Raw genomic sequence first — 15,591 nt, 5'->3', positions numbered from 1 at the left:
TCCTCCCTGTTCGCTCTCCCCCACCACCCCGCGAAGGAGGCCGTCCCCGTGACCGCCCATAAGCCGTCCCGCAGCACGCCCGTCGACGAAGCGCCCGCCACCCTCCCGGCCGCCACCGCCGCCGCCACCGCACCGATCGCCGCTCCGGTCGCCGACGCACCGTCCGCCGCGGCGGAACCGATGACCACGGCCCCCCTGACCGCGGCGCCGGCCACGACCGCCCCCGTCTCATCCGTCGCGCCCGTCACATCCTCCTCGGCCGCCGCCCCGGCCCGGCCGAGGAGGCCCGCCGCCGCCCAGCGGGACGGGGCGGGACGGGCCGTCGGGCGGGCCGCACCCGCGCGTGCGCGCGTGGAGGGCTCCGGCGGCCAGGGGGTCCGCGAGGCGAGCCCCCTCGACGACGGCGACCGGGCCCGGCTGCTCGCCGGGGAGCACCACGACCCGCACGCCCTGCTCGGCGCCCATCCGGTGCGCGGCGGGGTGGTCTTCCGGGCGCTGCGCCCGTTCGCGCAGTCCGTGACCGTACTCGCCAAGGGGCTGCGGGTGCGGCTCCACGACGACGGGGACGGACTCTTCTCCGGGCTGCTGCCGATGCCGTCGCTGCCCGAGTACCGATTGCAGGTGGCCTACGAGGACACCGAGACCGAGGTGCACGACCCGTACCGCTTCCTGCCCGCGCTCGGTGAACTCGATCTGCATCTGATCGGCGAGGGGCGGCACGAGGAACTGTGGACCGCGCTCGGCGCACACCCCATGGAGCACCAGGGCGTGGCCGGGACCCGGTTCACCGTCTGGGCGCCCGACGCGCGCGGGGTGCGGGTGGTCGGGGACTTCAACTTCTGGGACGGCACCGGGTTCCCGATGCGCTCGCTGGGCGCCAGCGGGGTGTGGGAGCTGTTCCTGCCCGGGATCGGCGAGGGCACCCTGTACAAGTTCGACATCTGCCGCCCCGACGGTTCGCACACCACGCGCGCCGACCCGATGGCGCGCCGCACCGAGGTGCCGCCCGCCACCGCGTCGGTCGTGACGGCCGCGCACCACGAGTGGCGGGACCAGGAGTGGATGGCGCACCGCGGCGACGTGCCGCTGCACGAGGCGCCGCTCTCCGTCTACGAGGTACATCTGCCGTCCTGGCGGCCGGGTCTGACGTATCGGCAACTTGCCGAGCAGCTCCCCGGGTATGTGTGCGATCTGGGCTTCACGCACGTGGAGCTGATGCCGGTCGCCGAGCATCCCTTCGGCGGGTCCTGGGGCTATCAGGTCACGGGTTTCTACGCGCCGACGTCCCGCCTGGGCACGCCGGACGACTTCCGTCACCTCGTCGACGCGCTGCACCGGGCCGGGATCGGGGTGATCGTGGACTGGGTGCCCGCGCACTTCCCGCGCGACGACTGGGCACTCGCCGAGTTCGACGGCCGCCCGCTGTACGAGCACTCCGACCCGGCGCGGGCCGCGCATCCGGACTGGGGGACGCTGGAGTTCGACTACGGGCGCAAGGAGGTGCGCAACTTCCTGGTCGCGAACGCCACTTACTGGTGCGAGGAGTTCCACGTCGACGGGCTGCGCGTCGACGCGGTCGCCTCGATGCTCTACCTCGACTACTCGCGCGAGGACGGACAGTGGTCCCCCAACGAGCACGGGGGCAGGGAGAATCCGGACGCCGTCGCCTTCCTCCAGGAGATGAACGCCACCGTCTACCGCCGCAACCCCGGCGTCGTCACCATCGCCGAGGAGTCCACCGCCTGGGACGGCGTCACCCGGGCCACCCACCACGTCGGGCACGGCGGTTACGGCGGGCTGGGCTTCGGGCTGAAGTGGAACATGGGCTGGATGCACGACTCCCTCCAGTACATGACGAAGGAGCCGGTGCACCGCAAGTACCACCACGACGAGATGACCTTCTCGATGGTGTACGCGTACAGCGAGAACTACGTGCTGCCGATCTCGCACGACGAGGTGGTGCACGGCAAGCAGGCGCTGGTGAGCAAGATGCCCGGCGACTGGTGGCAACGGCGCGCCAACCACCGCGCCTACCTCGGCTTCATGTGGGCCCATCCGGGCAAGCAACTCCTCTTCATGGGGCAGGAGTTCGCGCAGGGTGCGGAATGGTCGCAGGAGCACGGCCCGGAGTGGTGGCTGCTCGACCCGACGTACGCGTCGGCGGGCGACCACCGCGGCGTGCGCGACCTGGTCGCCGATCTGAACGCGGTGTACCGCGCCACGCCCGCGCTCTGGCAGTGCGACACCGTGCCGGAGGGCTTCTCCTGGGTGGACGGCGGAGCGGCCGAGGACAACGTCTTCGCCTTCCTGCGCCACGACAGGCACGGTGCGCCGCTGCTCGCCGTCAGCAACTTCTCCCCGGTGGTGCGGCACGACTACCGCATCGGCGTCCCGGACGTGCTCGGCGGCCGGGTGGCCTGGGCGGAGGTGCTCAACACGGACGCGGCGCGGTACGGCGGCGGCGGCGTGTGTCGCTCCGGTCCGCTGAAGGCCGAGCCGGTGGCCGCGCACGGCCGGCCCGGCAGCCTGCTGCTGACGCTGCCGCCGCTGGCCACGGTCTGGTTCCGGCCGGCGTGAGGACGGAGGCGGGGCGCGCGACCCGGCACACGGTCGCGCGCCCGTCGCTCACGCCGTCTCGTACGCGAGCACGTCGTCCAGTTCCTGGAGCAGCTTGCGCTTGGGCCGGGCGCCCACCATCGACTTCACCGGCTCGCCGGAGCGGAACACGAGCAGCGTCGGTGCCGACAGGACCGCGTAGCGGGTGCCGACGCCCGGGTTGTGGTCGATGTCGATCTGCACGACCTTGAGGCGCCCGGCCCGCTCGGCGGCGACGGCGGCGAGCACCGGGGCCAGCCGGCGACAGGGGCCGCACCAGTCGGCGGTGAACTCGACCAGTACGGGGAGGTCGGCCGCCAGGACCTCCGTGTCGAAGGTGGCGTCGGTGACCTCGGTCACGCCCTCAGCATGGATCATCTGTCATCCTCCCAGTTCACAACGTGGTTCCGGTCCGCCGGGGAGTTCCGCCTCGGCCTCCAGCTCGGCCCGCGCGAGCTGCGCGCCCACCTGGTCGCGCACCGCCCGGAGCTGTTCGATGAGCGCGTCGAGCTCGCCGAGCTTGCGCCGGTAGACGGCGAGCGAGGCGGGGCAGGCGTCACCGGCCGGATGACCGGCGCGCAGACACTCGACGAACGGGCGGGTCTCCTCCAGCTCGAACCCGAAGTCCTGGAGGGTTCGGATCTGCTCGACGAGGCGCAGGTCGTCCTCGTCGTACGCGCGGTACCCGTTCTCGGCGCGGCGCGCGGGCAGCAGCCCCCGTGACTCGTAGTACCGCAGGGTCCGTGTGGTCGTCCCGGCCCGCTCGGCCAGCTCCCCTATGCGCATGTCTTCGACCGTAGACGTTGACGCGGACGTCAAGGCAAGAGGAGACGCGGACGCCGGGGCAGATGCGAAGGGCCGCCGCGGGTGATCCCGCGGCGGCCTGTACGGTGACCGCTCGGCGCACCACCCGGTGTGCGGCCGGTGTGCCGGCGTGTGTCCGGTGTGCGTGTCGGAGCCGGTGGTCCGGCGCCTACGCCTTGGTCATGGCGGGTTCCTGGTCACCGGCGCGCGGCTCCGGGATCTCCGCGCCCTCGTCCTCCTGGCTCAGCATCCGCTCGTTCCACGGGAGCGCGCCGGAGAGGACCTGGTCCACCCGCTCCTTGTCGATCTCCTTGGTCCAGGTGCCGACGAGGACGGTGGCCACCGCGTTCCCGGCGAAGTTCGTCAGGGCGCGGGCCTCGCTCATGAAGCGGTCGATGCCGACGATGAGCCCGACACCGTCGACCAGTTCGGGCCGGTGCGACTGGAGGCCGCCCGCGAGGGTGGCCAGGCCCGCGCCGGTGACCCCGGCCGCGCCCTTCGAGGCGACGATCATGAAGAGCAGCAGGGAGACCTGCTCACCGAAGCTCAGCGGGTCGCCCAGCGCGTTGGCGATGAAGAGCGAGGACATCGTGAGGTAGATCGCGGTGCCGTCGAGGTTGAAGGAGTACCCCGTCGGCACGGTGATGCCGACGACCGGCTTGCTGACGCCCAGGTGCTCCATCTTCGCGATGAGCCGCGGCAGCGCGGATTCGGAGGAGGAGGTGGAGAGGATCAGCAGGAACTCACGGCCCAGGTACTTCAGCAGCGCGATCAGATTGACCCCGGCGACCAGCCGCAGGATCGTGCCGAGCACCACGAAGACGAAGAGCGCGCAGGTGACGTAGAAGCCGATCATGATGACGGCGAGGGACTTCAGCGCGTCGACGCCGGTCTCTCCGACCACGGCCGCCATCGCGCCGAACGCGCCGACCGGGGCCGCCCACATGATCATGGCGAGGATGCGGAAGACCAGGCGCTGGATGTGGCCGATGCCGCGCAGCACCGGCTCGCCCGCCGTTCCCATGGCCTGGAGCGCGAAGCCCGCGAGCAGGGCGACCAGCAGGGTCTGGAGCACCTGGCCCTCGGTGAACGCGGACACGATCGTGGTGGGGATGATGCCGAGCAGGAAGTCCGCGGTCGACTCGCTCGCGCCCGCCGCCTGCTTCTCACCGGCGGCGCGTGCCGCCTCGGTGAGGTGGAGGCCCTGGCCGGGCTCCAGCAGGTTGCCGACGAGCAGACCGATGGCGAGCGCCACCGTCGACATCACCAGGAAGTAGCCGAGGGCGAGTCCGCCGACCGCGCCGACCTTGGCGGCCTTGCGCACCGATCCGACGCCCAGCACGATCGTGCAGAAGATGATGGGCGAGATCATCATCTTGATGAGGTTCACGAAGCCGGTGCCGATCGGCTTGAGCTCGACGGCGAAGTCCGGGGCCACGAAGCCCACCAGAATGCCGAGGGCCACGGCGGCGATCACGGCCAGATACAGATAGTGCGTACGGTCCCGCTTGGCGGCTGCCACTCCCACGGGGGTTCTCCTCGGCTCGTCCGGGTCACTCCCCCGTCCCTGGGGGCGCAAGGGCTGTCCGGCAGATCGGGGCCGGAAAAACCCTTGGTGAATATCTCGCTCCGTGTGAGGGCGGTCACTGTTACGTGCATTTCGTTCATATGTTTCCGGCCAGGCAGACTGGGGGCATGCGTCTGCCCCGTACCCGTCCGCGAAGTCTGGCCGGGCAACTGTTCGCCATGCAGGTGGTGCTGGTCGCGGCGGTGGTGGCGGGGTGCGCGTTCTTCGCGTACGCCTCCGGCCGGAAACAGGCGGAGGAGACCGCGACCCGGCAGGTGAGGACAGCGGCGCTGGCGATCGCCGGCTCCCCGTCCGTGCGGGAGGCGATCCGCGCCCCGGACCCGTCCGCCGCGCTCCAGCCGTACGCGGAGAAGGTCCGCAGGGACACCGGGATCGCGTTCGTCACCATCATGTCCCCGGAGCGGATCCGCTGGACGCACCCGGACACCGACCGGATCGGGAAGGAGTTCCTCGGCCACACCTCGCGGGCGCTGCGCGGCGAGACGTTCACCGAGACGTACACCGGCACCCTCGGTCCCTCGATCCGGGTCGTCACCCCGATCCGGGACGGCGGCAGAATCACCGGCCTGGTCAGCGCGGGCATCACGGTCGACCGGGTCTCCTCGCAGGTACAGGCGCAGCTGAGGGCGCTGGGGCTGGCCGCGGGCGGGGCGCTGGTGCTCGGCGGTCTCGGCACGTACGTGATCAACGCCCGGCTCCGTCGGCACACGCACGGCATGAACGCGGCCGAGCTGAGCCGGCTGCACGACTACCACCAGGCCACGCTCCGCGCGGTGCGCGAGGGGCTGCTGATGCTCGACGGGCGGCGCAGGATCGCGCTGATCAACGACGCGGGCCGGGAGCTGCTGGGGCTGGGACCGGACGCCCTCGGGCGCCGGGTCGCCGATCTGAGGCTTCCGGCGCCACTGACCGGGGCGCTGCTCGCCTCCGAGGAGCGGGTCGACGAGCTGCATCTGACAACGGACCGGGTGATCGTGGTCAACACCCGCCCGGTGGTGGGCGGGGAGCAGCGCGGCACGGTCGTGACCCTGCGTGATCACACCGAACTCCAGGCACTGTCAGGGGAGTTGGACTCCGAGCGGGGGTTCACCCAGGCGCTGCGCTCGCAGGCCCACGAGGCGGCGAACCGGCTGCACACCGTGGTCTCGCTGATCGAACTGGGGCGGACCGACGAGGCGGTCGGTTTCGCCACCGCCGAACTGGAGCTGGCCCAGACCCTCACCGACCGGGTCGTCGCCGCGGTCGGCGAACCGGTGCTGGCGGCGCTGCTGTTGGGCAAGGCGGCACAGGCCAACGAGCGGGGTGTGGAGCTGGTGCTCGCGGAGGACAGTCTGATCGACGACGGCGCCCTGCCCGCGACGCTGCCGGACCGGGACCTGGTGACGATCCTCGGCAACCTGATCGACAACGCGGTGGACGCGGCGTCGGAGGCGGCGGCCGACCACGACCCGCAGGACGCGCCCCGTCCGACCGCATCCCCGGCCGCCCCCGACGCGCGCCAGTCGACGGCCGCCCCCGTCGTGCCCGGCGCGCCCCGCTCGGTCGTCGCCCCGGTCGTGCCCGGCCCCCGTGACGGGGACCCGGGACGGCCCGCGGGCGGTACGGTCCCCGGGCGGGCCGGGCAGTGCGGCCGGGCCACGGTCACCGTGACCGCTCTCGCAGGGGAGGACGAGTTGCTGCTGAAGGTCGCCGACACCGGCGCGGGGATCGATCCGGCCGACGCCGCCGAGGTGTTCGACCGTGGCTGGTCCACGCACGGCACGGGCCGGGGCATCGGGCTGGCCCTCGTACGGCAGGCGGTGGGCCGCAACGGCGGGACGGTGGAACTGGACCACGGTCCCGGGGGCGGCGCCCGGTTCACGGTCCGCTTGCCGCTGACGACCGGCGACCGCACGGAACACACCGCCGGGGGGGTCGTCCCGTGATCCGGGTACTGGTCGTCGAGGACGACCCCGTCGCCGCCGACGCCCATCGGCTGTACGTGGGCCGCGTCCCCGGGTTCGAGGTGGCCGCGGTCGCGCACTCGCGCGCGGAGGCGGTACGGGCACTGGACCGCACACCGGTCGATCTGCTCCTCCTCGACCTGTACCTGCCCGACGGGCACGGCCTGCACCTGCTGCGTTCGCTGCGCGCGGCCGGGCACTCGGCCGACGTCATCGCGGTGACCTCGGCACGTGATCTGTCGGTGGTCCGGGAAGGGGTGTCGCTCGGTGTCGTCCAGTACGTGCTGAAGCCGTTCACCTTCGCCACGCTGCGCGACCGGCTCGTCCGCTACGCCGAGTTCCGCGCGGCGGCCGGTGAGGCGAGCGGTCAGGACGAGGTGGACCGGGCGCTCGGAGTGCTGCGCGCCCCACAGCCGAACCGGCTGCCGAAGGGGCTCAGCGCCCCGACACTGGAGGCCGTCACCCGCGTCCTGCGGGCCTCGGACGGCGTGACGGCGGCAGCGACCGGGACCGAGCTGGGCATCTCGCGGATCACCGCGCGCCGGTACCTGGAACACCTGGTGACGACGGGGCGCGCGGTGCGCAAGCCGCAGTACGGTCAGGTCGGACGCCCGGAACTGCACTACCGGTGGGTGACCCGGGACCACTGACCTGTGGCGACGGCGGCCCGGCCCCGACCGGCCGGCGTACGAGCGAGCACGGGACTCCGAACCCGCGTCAGGGGAACGGGCCCCGCACGAGCACAGGACGCCGAACTCCTACGGGCACGGCTCGCGCGGGCACGGCCCCGTACCGGCATAGGACCTTCCTACGAGCCGTGATATCGGCGGAACACACCGTGGTCGGACGGCGGGGACGCTCCTACGGTGAAGCCGTGCGCCCCTCCCACTCCTCCGGCTCTCCCTCGTCCTTCGGCTCCCGACCTCCTTTCGACGCCTGCGCCGCACGCCGCCTCCGTGAGGCCCTGGGGATGCTGCCCGGCCACGTCGCGTACGGCCTCGCGGCCCAGTACGGGCTCCGGATCAGCACCGCGACGGTGCTCGCCTGGGAGCGCGGGCACGCCGTCCCCACCGGGCACGAACTCACCGCACTGGCCGGGGTGTTGTGGTGCTCACCGGGCGAGTTGCTGACCGCGGCGCGCACCCTGCGGGAACACCGGACGGCCCGGCGGCTGACCGTGGAGGAACTGGCCGGTCAGGTGGGGCTGGCCCCCGCCGCGTATCTGCGGATGGAGGAGTCGGGGCGCTGGCGGGGCAACGAGCGCCAGTCGGCGGCGCTCGCCGAGGCGCTGGGGCTGACGGCCGCCGGACTGGTGACGGTGTCCGGGCGGGACGAGGAGCTGGCGGAGCTGCTGCGCGCCGCGGTCACGACGCGACGGCAGGCGCCCGTCCGGGCGGTGGCGAAGCTGGTACGGCTGGAGCGGGGGCTCCTCCAGGACGTGCTGGACCAGCTCCACGCCGACTACCGGGCGCCGACGCCATCGGCGCCGGGCCGGACCGGCGCGGTCGGGGAGCCGCCCCGGGAGCCCTCCGGGGCGACGGACGACGCGGAGCGGGCGTTCCTGGCGGGGATCGTGGAACGGTTCTGGCGGACTGCGGGCATGCGGGACAAAGGCGTCTGAACCACCCGCGTCACGTCCGTACGCCGCCGCCACGTCCGTACGCCGCCGCCACGTCCCGATCAGCGGGGGAGGAGAGAAGGCCGGCGGCCCCGACCTTCCACGGGGGATGGTCAGGGCCGTCGGGAAGCCCGCGACCTCGCCCCGCCCAGGCCCGCGACCGCTCGTCGGCGGAGGCCGGGCCGGGCCGGGCCGGGCCGGGGCAGGCAGCAGGCGGAAGGATCAGAAGACCGACTCGGCCTCGTCCATCCGGTTCTTGGGGACCGTCTTGAGCTGGGTGATGGCGTCCGCCAGCGGAACCATCACGATGCCGTTGCCGCGCAGCGCCGTCATCCGGCCGAAGTCGCCCCGGTGCGCGGCCTCCACCGCGTGCCAGCCGAAGCGGGTGGCGAGCACCCGGTCGTACGCGGTCGGCGTACCGCCGCGCTGCACATGGCCGAGGATGACCGGCCGGGCCTCCTTGCCGAGCCGGGTCTCCAGCTCGATGGCCAGCCGGTTGCCGATGCCCTGGAAGCGTTCGTGACCGTACTGGTCGATCTCGCCCTTGGCGTACGGCATGGAGCCCTCGGCCGGGTGCGCGCCCTCGGCGACGCAGATGACCGCGAACTTCTTGCCGCGCGCGAACCGCGCCTCGACCATCTTGACCAGATCATCGACCTCGAAGCGGCGCTCGGGCAGGCAGATGCCGTGCGCGCCGCCCGCCATCCCGGACTCCAGCGCGATCCAGCCGGCGTGCCGCCCCATCACCTCGACGACCATGACCCGCTGGTGCGACTCGGCGGTGGTCTTCAGACGGTCTATGGCGTCGGTCGCGACACCCACCGCCGTGTCGAAGCCGAAGGTGCGGTCGGTGGCGGAGATGTCGTTGTCGATGGTCTTGGGGACGCCGACGACCGGCATCCCGGCGTCCGCCAGCATCCGCGCGGCGGTGAGGGTACCTTCGCCTCCGATCGGGATGAGGGCGTCCATGCCGTAACGGCGACTCAGCTCCGCGCAGTTCTCCGCGGCCTCGCGCAGCCGCGCGCGCTCCAGGCGGGCCGATCCGAGTATGGTGCCGCCACGCGCGAGGATGCCGCTGACGGCGTTGAGGTCGAGAGGTCGGTAGTGGCCGTCGAGGAGCCCCTTGAACCCGTCCTCGAAGCCGATGACCTCGTCTCCGTGCCCCACCACGGCGCGGTGCACGACCGACCGGATCACTGCGTTCAGACCCGGACAGTCGCCGCCTGCCGTGAGAACTCCGATGCGCATCGTCCTGTGTCTCCTGCCTCGCTGGTGCCGTGCGTTCCGGGGGCGAGGACAAGATCCCCCGAACCGTGAAACATGACGATTGTCCCACGTGGTCTGGACCTCATGGTCTCGCCCGTTCCGGTGACGCCCGCCCGGGTGGCCCGTCGAATGCGGGGATGAATCACCGGCGCGCCGGTGGGGGCGCGTGCGCCGCGGACGCGGGGAGCACGCCCGGCGGGCGACGTCTCGCACGCCCGGCGTATCGTCAACATGGCGATACGTCCCAAACCGCAAATATGGACGGGAGAGCACGCGTGGCGCGCAGCGTGTACGTGACCGGGATCGACCGGGGCGACGGCCGACAGGTCGTCGATCTGGGAGTCATGGAGCTCCTGACGCGTCAGGTGGACCGGGTCGGGGTGTTCCGGCCGCTTGTCCACGACGGTCCCGACCGGCTGTTCGAGCTGCTGCGGGCCCGCTACCGGCTGCTCCAGGAACCCGCGTCGGTCTACGGGATGGACTACGAGGAGGCGTCCGCGCTCCAGGCCGAGCAGGGTACCGACGAACTGGTCTCCCGGCTCGTCGAGCGCTTCCACCAGGTGGCCCAGGCGTACGAGGTGGTCCTGGTCCTCGGCACCGACTTCGCCGACACCCAGCTCCCCGACGAGCTCGCGCTCAACGCCCGCCTCGCCAACGAGTTCGGCGCCTCGGTGATAGCGGTGGTCGGCGGCAGGGGCCAGAACGCGCAGTCCGTGCGCGCGGAGGCACGCAACGCGTACCGGGCGTACGCGGGGCTCGGCTGCGACGTCGTCTCGGTGATCGTGAACCGGGTGGCGGCCGGGGACCGCGACGCCCTCGCGGAGCGGCTGGCGTCACAGCTGCCCGTTCCCTGTTCGGTGCTGCCCGACGACGCGGCGCTCTCCGCGCCGACCGTCGCCCAGATCACCGCGGCGCTCGGCGGCACGGTGCTGCTCGGCGACGGCTCCGGGCTGGCCAGGGACGCGCTGGACTTCGTCTTCGGCGGCGCGATGCTGCCGAACCTGCTGAAGGCGCTGACGCCGGGCTGCCTGGTGGTCACGCCCGGGGACCGGGCGGACCTGGTGGTCGGCTCGCTGGCCGCGCACAGCGCCGGGACCCCGCCCATCGCCGGTGTGCTGCTCACCCTGGACGAACATCCCGGCCCGGAGATCCTGACCCTGGCCGAGCGCCTCGCGCCGGGCACGCCGGTGGTCTCCGTGGCGGGCGGCTCCTTCCCCACCGCCTATGAACTCTTCGCCATGGAAGGCAAGTTGAACGCCGCAACGCCCCGCAAGGCGGAGACGGCCCTGGGCCTCTTCGAGCGCCATGTGGACACCGGCGCCCTGCTGGAGCGGATCTCGGTGGCCCGCAGCGGGCGGATCACCCCGATGATGTTCGAGCACGAGCTGCTGGAGCAGGCGCGCGCAGACCGGCGCCGGGTGGTCCTGCCGGAGGGCACCGAGGAACGGGTGCTGCGCGCCGCCGACGTCCTGCTGCGCCGCGACATCTGCGACCTCACGCTCCTCGGCGAGCCCGACGTCATCCGGAAGAAGGCCGCGGACCTGGGCATCGATCTCGCCGGCACGCAGATCACCGACCCGCAGACCTCCGAGCTGCGTCAGCCGTTCGCCGAACGGTACGCGCGGCTGCGCGCGCACCGCGGCGTCACGACCGAGCTGGCGTACGACGTGGTCGCGGACGCCAACTATTTCGGCACGCTGATGGTCGAGCAGGGCTTCGCGGACGGCATGGTCTCCGGTTCCGTGCACTCCACCGCGGCGACGATCCGCCCCGCGTTCGAGATCATCAAGACCCGGTCCGTGGACGCCGGCGACCAGGCGGGCGGGCCCGTCCCCTCGATCGTCTCCTCCGTCTTCTTCATGTGCCTGGCCGACAGGGTCCTGGTGTACGGCGACTGCGCGGTCAACCCGGACCCGGACGCGCGGCAGCTCGCGGACATCGCGGTGCAGTCGGCCGCCACCGCCGCCCGCTTCGGCGTGGAGCCGCGGATCGCGATGCTGTCGTACTCGACCGGCACCTCCGGCTCGGGCGCCGACGTCGACAAGGTGCGCGAGGCGACCGCCCTGGTCCGGGCGAGCCGGCCGGACCTGCTGATCGAGGGGCCCATCCAGTACGACGCCGCGGTGGACCCGGGTGTCGCCGCGACGAAGCTGCCCGGTTCCGAGGTGGCGGGGCGGGCGACGGTGCTGATCTTCCCGGACCTGAACACCGGCAACAACACCTACAAGGCCGTGCAGCGCTCGGCGGGCGCGGTCGCGGTCGGACCGGTGCTCCAGGGTCTGCGCAAGCCCGTCAACGACCTGTCCCGCGGCGCGCTCGTCCAGGACATCGTCAACACCGTGGCCATCACCGCGATCCAGGCTCAGGGCGGCGAGGTGCGGACCGCATGACCACCCCGACCCCGACGATCCCGGAGGGCTCCCCGACCATGGCGCCGCATCGCGTACTCGTCCTCAACTCCGGCTCCTCGTCGGTCAAGTACCAGCTCCTGGACATGAGCGACCACTCCCGGCTGGCGGCCGGGCTGGTCGAGCGCATCGGCGAGGAGACGTCCAGGCTGGTGCACACCCCGCTGGCGGGAGGCATCGGCGAAAGGCGCGAGCGCACCGGCCCGATACCCGACCACGAGGCCGCGCTGAAGGCGGCGGCCGACGAGCTGGCGGCCGACGGGCTGGGCCTGGACTCCCCCGAGCTGGCGGCGATCGGCCACCGGGTGGTGCACGGCGGCCTGCGGTTCACCGAGCCGGTGGTGGTCGACGACGAGGTGCTGGAGGAGATCGAGCGCCTGGTCCCGGTGGCCCCGCTGCACAACCCGGCGAACCTCCTCGGCATCCGTACCGCCCAGGCACTGCGCCCGGACCTGCCGCAGGTGGCGGTGTTCGACACGGCGTTCCACACGACGATGCCGGAGTGCGCGGCGCGGTACGCGATCGACGTGGAGACCGCCGACGCGCACCGCATCCGGCGCTACGGCTTCCACGGCACCTCGCACGCGTACGTCTCCCGCAAGGCCGCCGAGCTGCTGGGACGCGTCCCCGAGGACGTCAATGTCATCGTGCTGCACCTGGGCAACGGCGCCTCCGCGTCGGCGGTGGCGGGCGGCCGGTGCGTGGAGACGTCGATGGGCCTGACCCCGCTGGAGGGGCTGGTGATGGGCACGCGTTCCGGCGACATCGATCCGGCCGTCACCTTCCACCTCCAGCGGGTGGCGGGGATGTCCGCGGACGAGATCGACGACCTGCTCAACAAGCGGAGCGGTCTGGTCGGGCTGTGCGGCGACAACGACATGCGGGAGATCCGGCGCCGGGTCGACGAGGGCGACGAGCGGGCGGCGCTGGCCTTCGACATCTACGTGCACCGGCTGAAGAAGTACATCGGCGCCTATTCGGCGGTCCTCGGGCGGGTGGACGCGGTGGTGTTCACGGCGGGGGTCGGGGAGAACTCCGCACCGGTGCGGGAGGCTGCGATCGCCGGCCTGGAGGGGTTCGGCCTGGCGGTGGACGCGGATCTGAACGCCGTGCGGTCCGGTGCGCCGCGGCTGATCTCGCCGGACCACGCGCGGGTGGCGGTCGCGGTGGTGCCGACGGACGAGGAACTGGAGATAGCCGTCCAGACCTTCGCGCTCGTCGGACAGAACGACAACTGAGCACCCCCGCGCCCCTTTGTACCTTCCACCAGACGGAATATTCCGTTGCTAAACAAACCGATAGGATCCGCCTCATGCGCCGTTCCAAAATCGTCTGTACGCTCGGCCCCGCCGTCGACTCGCACGAGCAGCTCGTCGCGTTGATCGAGGCCGGCATGAGCGTGGCCCGTTTCAACTTCAGCCACGGCAGCCACGAGGAGCACCAGGGGCGTTACGACCTGGTCCGCCGGGCCGCCGCCGAGACCGGCCGCGCCGTGGGTGTGCTCGCCGACCTCCAGGGCCCGAAGATCCGCCTGGGGAAGTTCGCCGAGGGACCCGTCGAGCTGGTCCGCGGGGACGATTTCACCATCACCGCGGAGGACGTGCCCGGTGACAAGTCGATCTGCGGCACGACGTACAAGGGCCTGCCCGGCGACGTCGCCAAGGGCGACCCGATCCTGATCAACGACGGCAACGTCGAACTGAAGGTCGTCGCGGTCGAGGGCCCCCGGGTCCGGACGATCGTCATCGAGGGCGGTGTCATCTCCGACCACAAGGGCATCAACCTGCCCGGCGCGGCGGTCAACGTCCCGGCGCTGTCCGAGAAGGACGTCGAGGACCTGCGGTTCGCGCTGCGGATGGGCTGCGACCTGGTGGCGCTCTCCTTCGTGCGGGACGCCGACGACATCAAGGACGTCCACAAGGTGATGGACGAGGTGGGCCGCCGGGTCCCCGTCATCGCCAAGGTGGAGAAGCCGCAGGCGGTCGAGCACATGCAGGAGGTCGTCATGGCCTTCGACGGTGTGATGGTGGCCCGCGGCGACCTGGCCGTGGAGTATCCGCTGGAGAAGGTCCCGATGGTGCAGAAGCGCCTGGTGGAGCTCTGCCGTCGGAACGCCAAGCCGGTGATCGTGGCGACCCAGATGATGGAGTCGATGATCACCAACTCGCGGCCGACCCGCGCCGAGGCGTCCGATGTCGCCAACGCGATCCTCGACGGTGCGGACGCGGTCATGCTCTCCGCCGAGTCCAGCGTCGGCGCGTACCCGATCGAGACGGTCAAGACGATGTCGAAGATCGTCGTCGCCGCCGAGAACGAGCTGCTTTCCAAGGGCCTCCAGCCACTGGTCCCGGGCAAGAAGCCGCGCACCCAGGGCGGTTCGGTGGCCCGCGCCGCCTGCGAGATCGCGGACTTCCTGAACGGCAAGGCGCTGGTCGCGTTCACCAAGTCCGGTGACACGGCCCGCCGCCTCTCCCGCTACCGCGCGGCCCAGCCCATCCTGGCCTTCACCACGGACGAGGCCACCCGCAACCAGCTCGCCCTGAGCTGGGGCGTCGAGGCCCACGTCGTCCCGCACGTGGACAACACGGACGCGATGGTCGACCTGGTCGACGCGGAGCTGCTGAAGCTGAGCCGCTACAACGCGGGCGACACCATGATCATCACGGCCGGCTCGCCCCCCGGCATCCCCGGCACCACGAACATGGTGCGCGTGCACCACGTGGGCGGCGGGGCGCGGGACTGACGCCCGATGGACCGGTCCACGGAGTTCGTGTTCGGCGTCCCGTGGGTCATGAGCTTCTTCCACCAGGACTGGAGGCTGGGCGCCTCCACGGAGGCGGAGGCCGTGGCCGGTCGGTTCGTGGAGGAGCCGGACGCGGTGCTCCCGGTGCGCCGTGACGCCCTGCTCCTCCACGGCGGGCTTCCCCACGACCGGATCACCGTGTTGCGGGAGGCGTGCGCGGACATCGAGCGCCTCTTGGACGCCTGAGGGCTGTCCTCGAACCGCCGCCCGAGGTTCGGTGGTCGGCACACCCGTACGACATGGCCGCGGGCCGTGCCCTCCTCGCGTGAGGGGGCACGGCCCGCGGTGCTGCGCGCGCGTCCCGAACGTGCCGACGACGGCCAGTGCTGTGGCCGGAAAGGTTTGCCGGGAAGCTCGCGGCGTCCGGTGCGGTGCATCGCAAGGCGAAGGATCGCCCTCGTACGGGACGTACTCGGGTGATGCGACAACGCGGCGAGGTGCCGTGCCGAAGGGTCCGTGAGAACGGTCTGGTTCACCGGGAGCCCGACGACCTGGTCGGGGCCCGGGGCCGGGAGTGCTGTTCGGCGAGGTGATCCAGGTGCTGACCGGCTCGCTGATCACCCCCG

At 72.1% G+C, this 15,591-nt stretch carries 12 protein-coding genes; 8 read left to right on the top strand and 4 right to left on the bottom strand.

Going from position 1 to position 15,591, the window contains the following annotated elements; all coding sequences use genetic code 11:
- Nucleotides 1-48 precede the first annotated feature (48 nt).
- Nucleotides 49-2,577, top strand: coding sequence for a 1,4-alpha-glucan branching enzyme (gene glgB / locus AMK22_RS12935; protein ID WP_073784527.1), 2,529 nt, complete (start codon nt 49-51; stop codon nt 2,575-2,577).
- Between the two features lie 48 nt (nt 2,578-2,625).
- On the opposite strand, the gene trxA is transcribed toward glgB, so the two are convergent.
- The 3 genes from trxA to AMK22_RS12920 all read right to left on the bottom strand — a co-directional run bounded on the left by trxA (nt 2,626) and on the right by AMK22_RS12920 (nt 4,927).
- On the bottom strand, nt 2,626-2,973 hold the full coding sequence (gene trxA, locus AMK22_RS12930) for a thioredoxin (RefSeq protein WP_073784525.1): 348 nt from the start codon (nt 2,971-2,973) through the stop codon (nt 2,626-2,628).
- Between the two features lie 3 nt (nt 2,974-2,976).
- Complete coding sequence (locus AMK22_RS12925; RefSeq protein WP_073784523.1) at nt 2,977-3,381, bottom strand: MerR family transcriptional regulator; 405 nt, start codon at nt 3,379-3,381, stop codon at nt 2,977-2,979.
- A 187-nt stretch (nt 3,382-3,568) separates the two neighbouring features.
- Nucleotides 3,569-4,927 carry a cation:dicarboxylate symporter family transporter gene (locus AMK22_RS12920; protein WP_073784521.1) on the bottom strand — a complete coding sequence of 453 codons (1,359 nt, stop codon included), beginning with the start codon at nt 4,925-4,927 and terminating at the stop codon, nt 3,569-3,571.
- Nucleotides 4,928-5,094: 167 nt separating this feature from the next.
- Here AMK22_RS12920 and AMK22_RS12915 point away from each other — a divergent pair, with 167 nt between their 5' ends.
- From AMK22_RS12915 to AMK22_RS12905, 3 genes are all read left to right on the top strand, one after another.
- Nucleotides 5,095-6,912, top strand: coding sequence for a sensor histidine kinase (locus AMK22_RS12915; RefSeq protein ID WP_073784519.1), 1,818 nt, complete (start codon nt 5,095-5,097; stop codon nt 6,910-6,912).
- On the top strand, nt 6,909-7,580 hold the full coding sequence (locus tag AMK22_RS12910) for a response regulator (RefSeq protein WP_073784517.1): 672 nt from the start codon (nt 6,909-6,911) through the stop codon (nt 7,578-7,580). Before AMK22_RS12915 ends, AMK22_RS12910 begins: the two co-directional genes overlap by 4 nt.
- Before the next feature lie 320 nt (nt 7,581-7,900).
- The gene (locus AMK22_RS12905; RefSeq protein WP_073784515.1) at nt 7,901-8,551 is read left to right on the top strand and encodes a helix-turn-helix domain-containing protein; all 651 of its coding nucleotides are present in this window, start codon (nt 7,901-7,903) and stop codon (nt 8,549-8,551) included.
- Nucleotides 8,552-8,770: 219 nt separating this feature from the next.
- Here the strand turns inward: AMK22_RS12905 and AMK22_RS12900 are convergent, their stop codons facing one another.
- The gene (locus AMK22_RS12900; RefSeq protein WP_073784513.1) at nt 8,771-9,796 is read right to left on the bottom strand and encodes an ATP-dependent 6-phosphofructokinase; all 1,026 of its coding nucleotides are present in this window, start codon (nt 9,794-9,796) and stop codon (nt 8,771-8,773) included.
- Nucleotides 9,797-10,089: 293 nt separating this feature from the next.
- Between AMK22_RS12900 and pta the strand changes: the two genes are divergently transcribed.
- The 4 genes from pta to AMK22_RS12880 all read left to right on the top strand — a co-directional run bounded on the left by pta (nt 10,090) and on the right by AMK22_RS12880 (nt 15,211).
- Entirely contained in the window at nt 10,090-12,204 is a 2,115-nt protein-coding gene (gene pta, locus AMK22_RS12895) for a phosphate acetyltransferase (protein WP_073784511.1), read from the top strand.
- A 38-nt stretch (nt 12,205-12,242) separates the two neighbouring features.
- Entirely contained in the window at nt 12,243-13,460 is a 1,218-nt protein-coding gene (locus AMK22_RS12890) for an acetate kinase (protein ID WP_073784923.1), read from the top strand.
- A gap of 74 nt (nt 13,461-13,534) precedes the next feature.
- Nucleotides 13,535-14,965 carry a pyruvate kinase gene (pyk, locus tag AMK22_RS12885; RefSeq protein ID WP_073784509.1) on the top strand — a complete coding sequence of 477 codons (1,431 nt, stop codon included), beginning with the start codon at nt 13,535-13,537 and terminating at the stop codon, nt 14,963-14,965.
- A gap of 6 nt (nt 14,966-14,971) precedes the next feature.
- Complete coding sequence (locus tag AMK22_RS12880) at nt 14,972-15,211, top strand: hypothetical protein (RefSeq protein ID WP_073784507.1); 240 nt, start codon at nt 14,972-14,974, stop codon at nt 15,209-15,211.
- Nucleotides 15,212-15,591 lie beyond the last annotated feature (380 nt).

Source organism: Streptomyces sp. CB01580, assembly GCF_001905795.1.
Classification (GTDB): Bacteria; Actinomycetota; Actinomycetes; order Streptomycetales; family Streptomycetaceae; genus Streptomyces.
The sequence above is the reverse complement of the archived record's forward strand: the minus strand, read 5'-3'. Positions and strand labels throughout refer to the sequence as shown.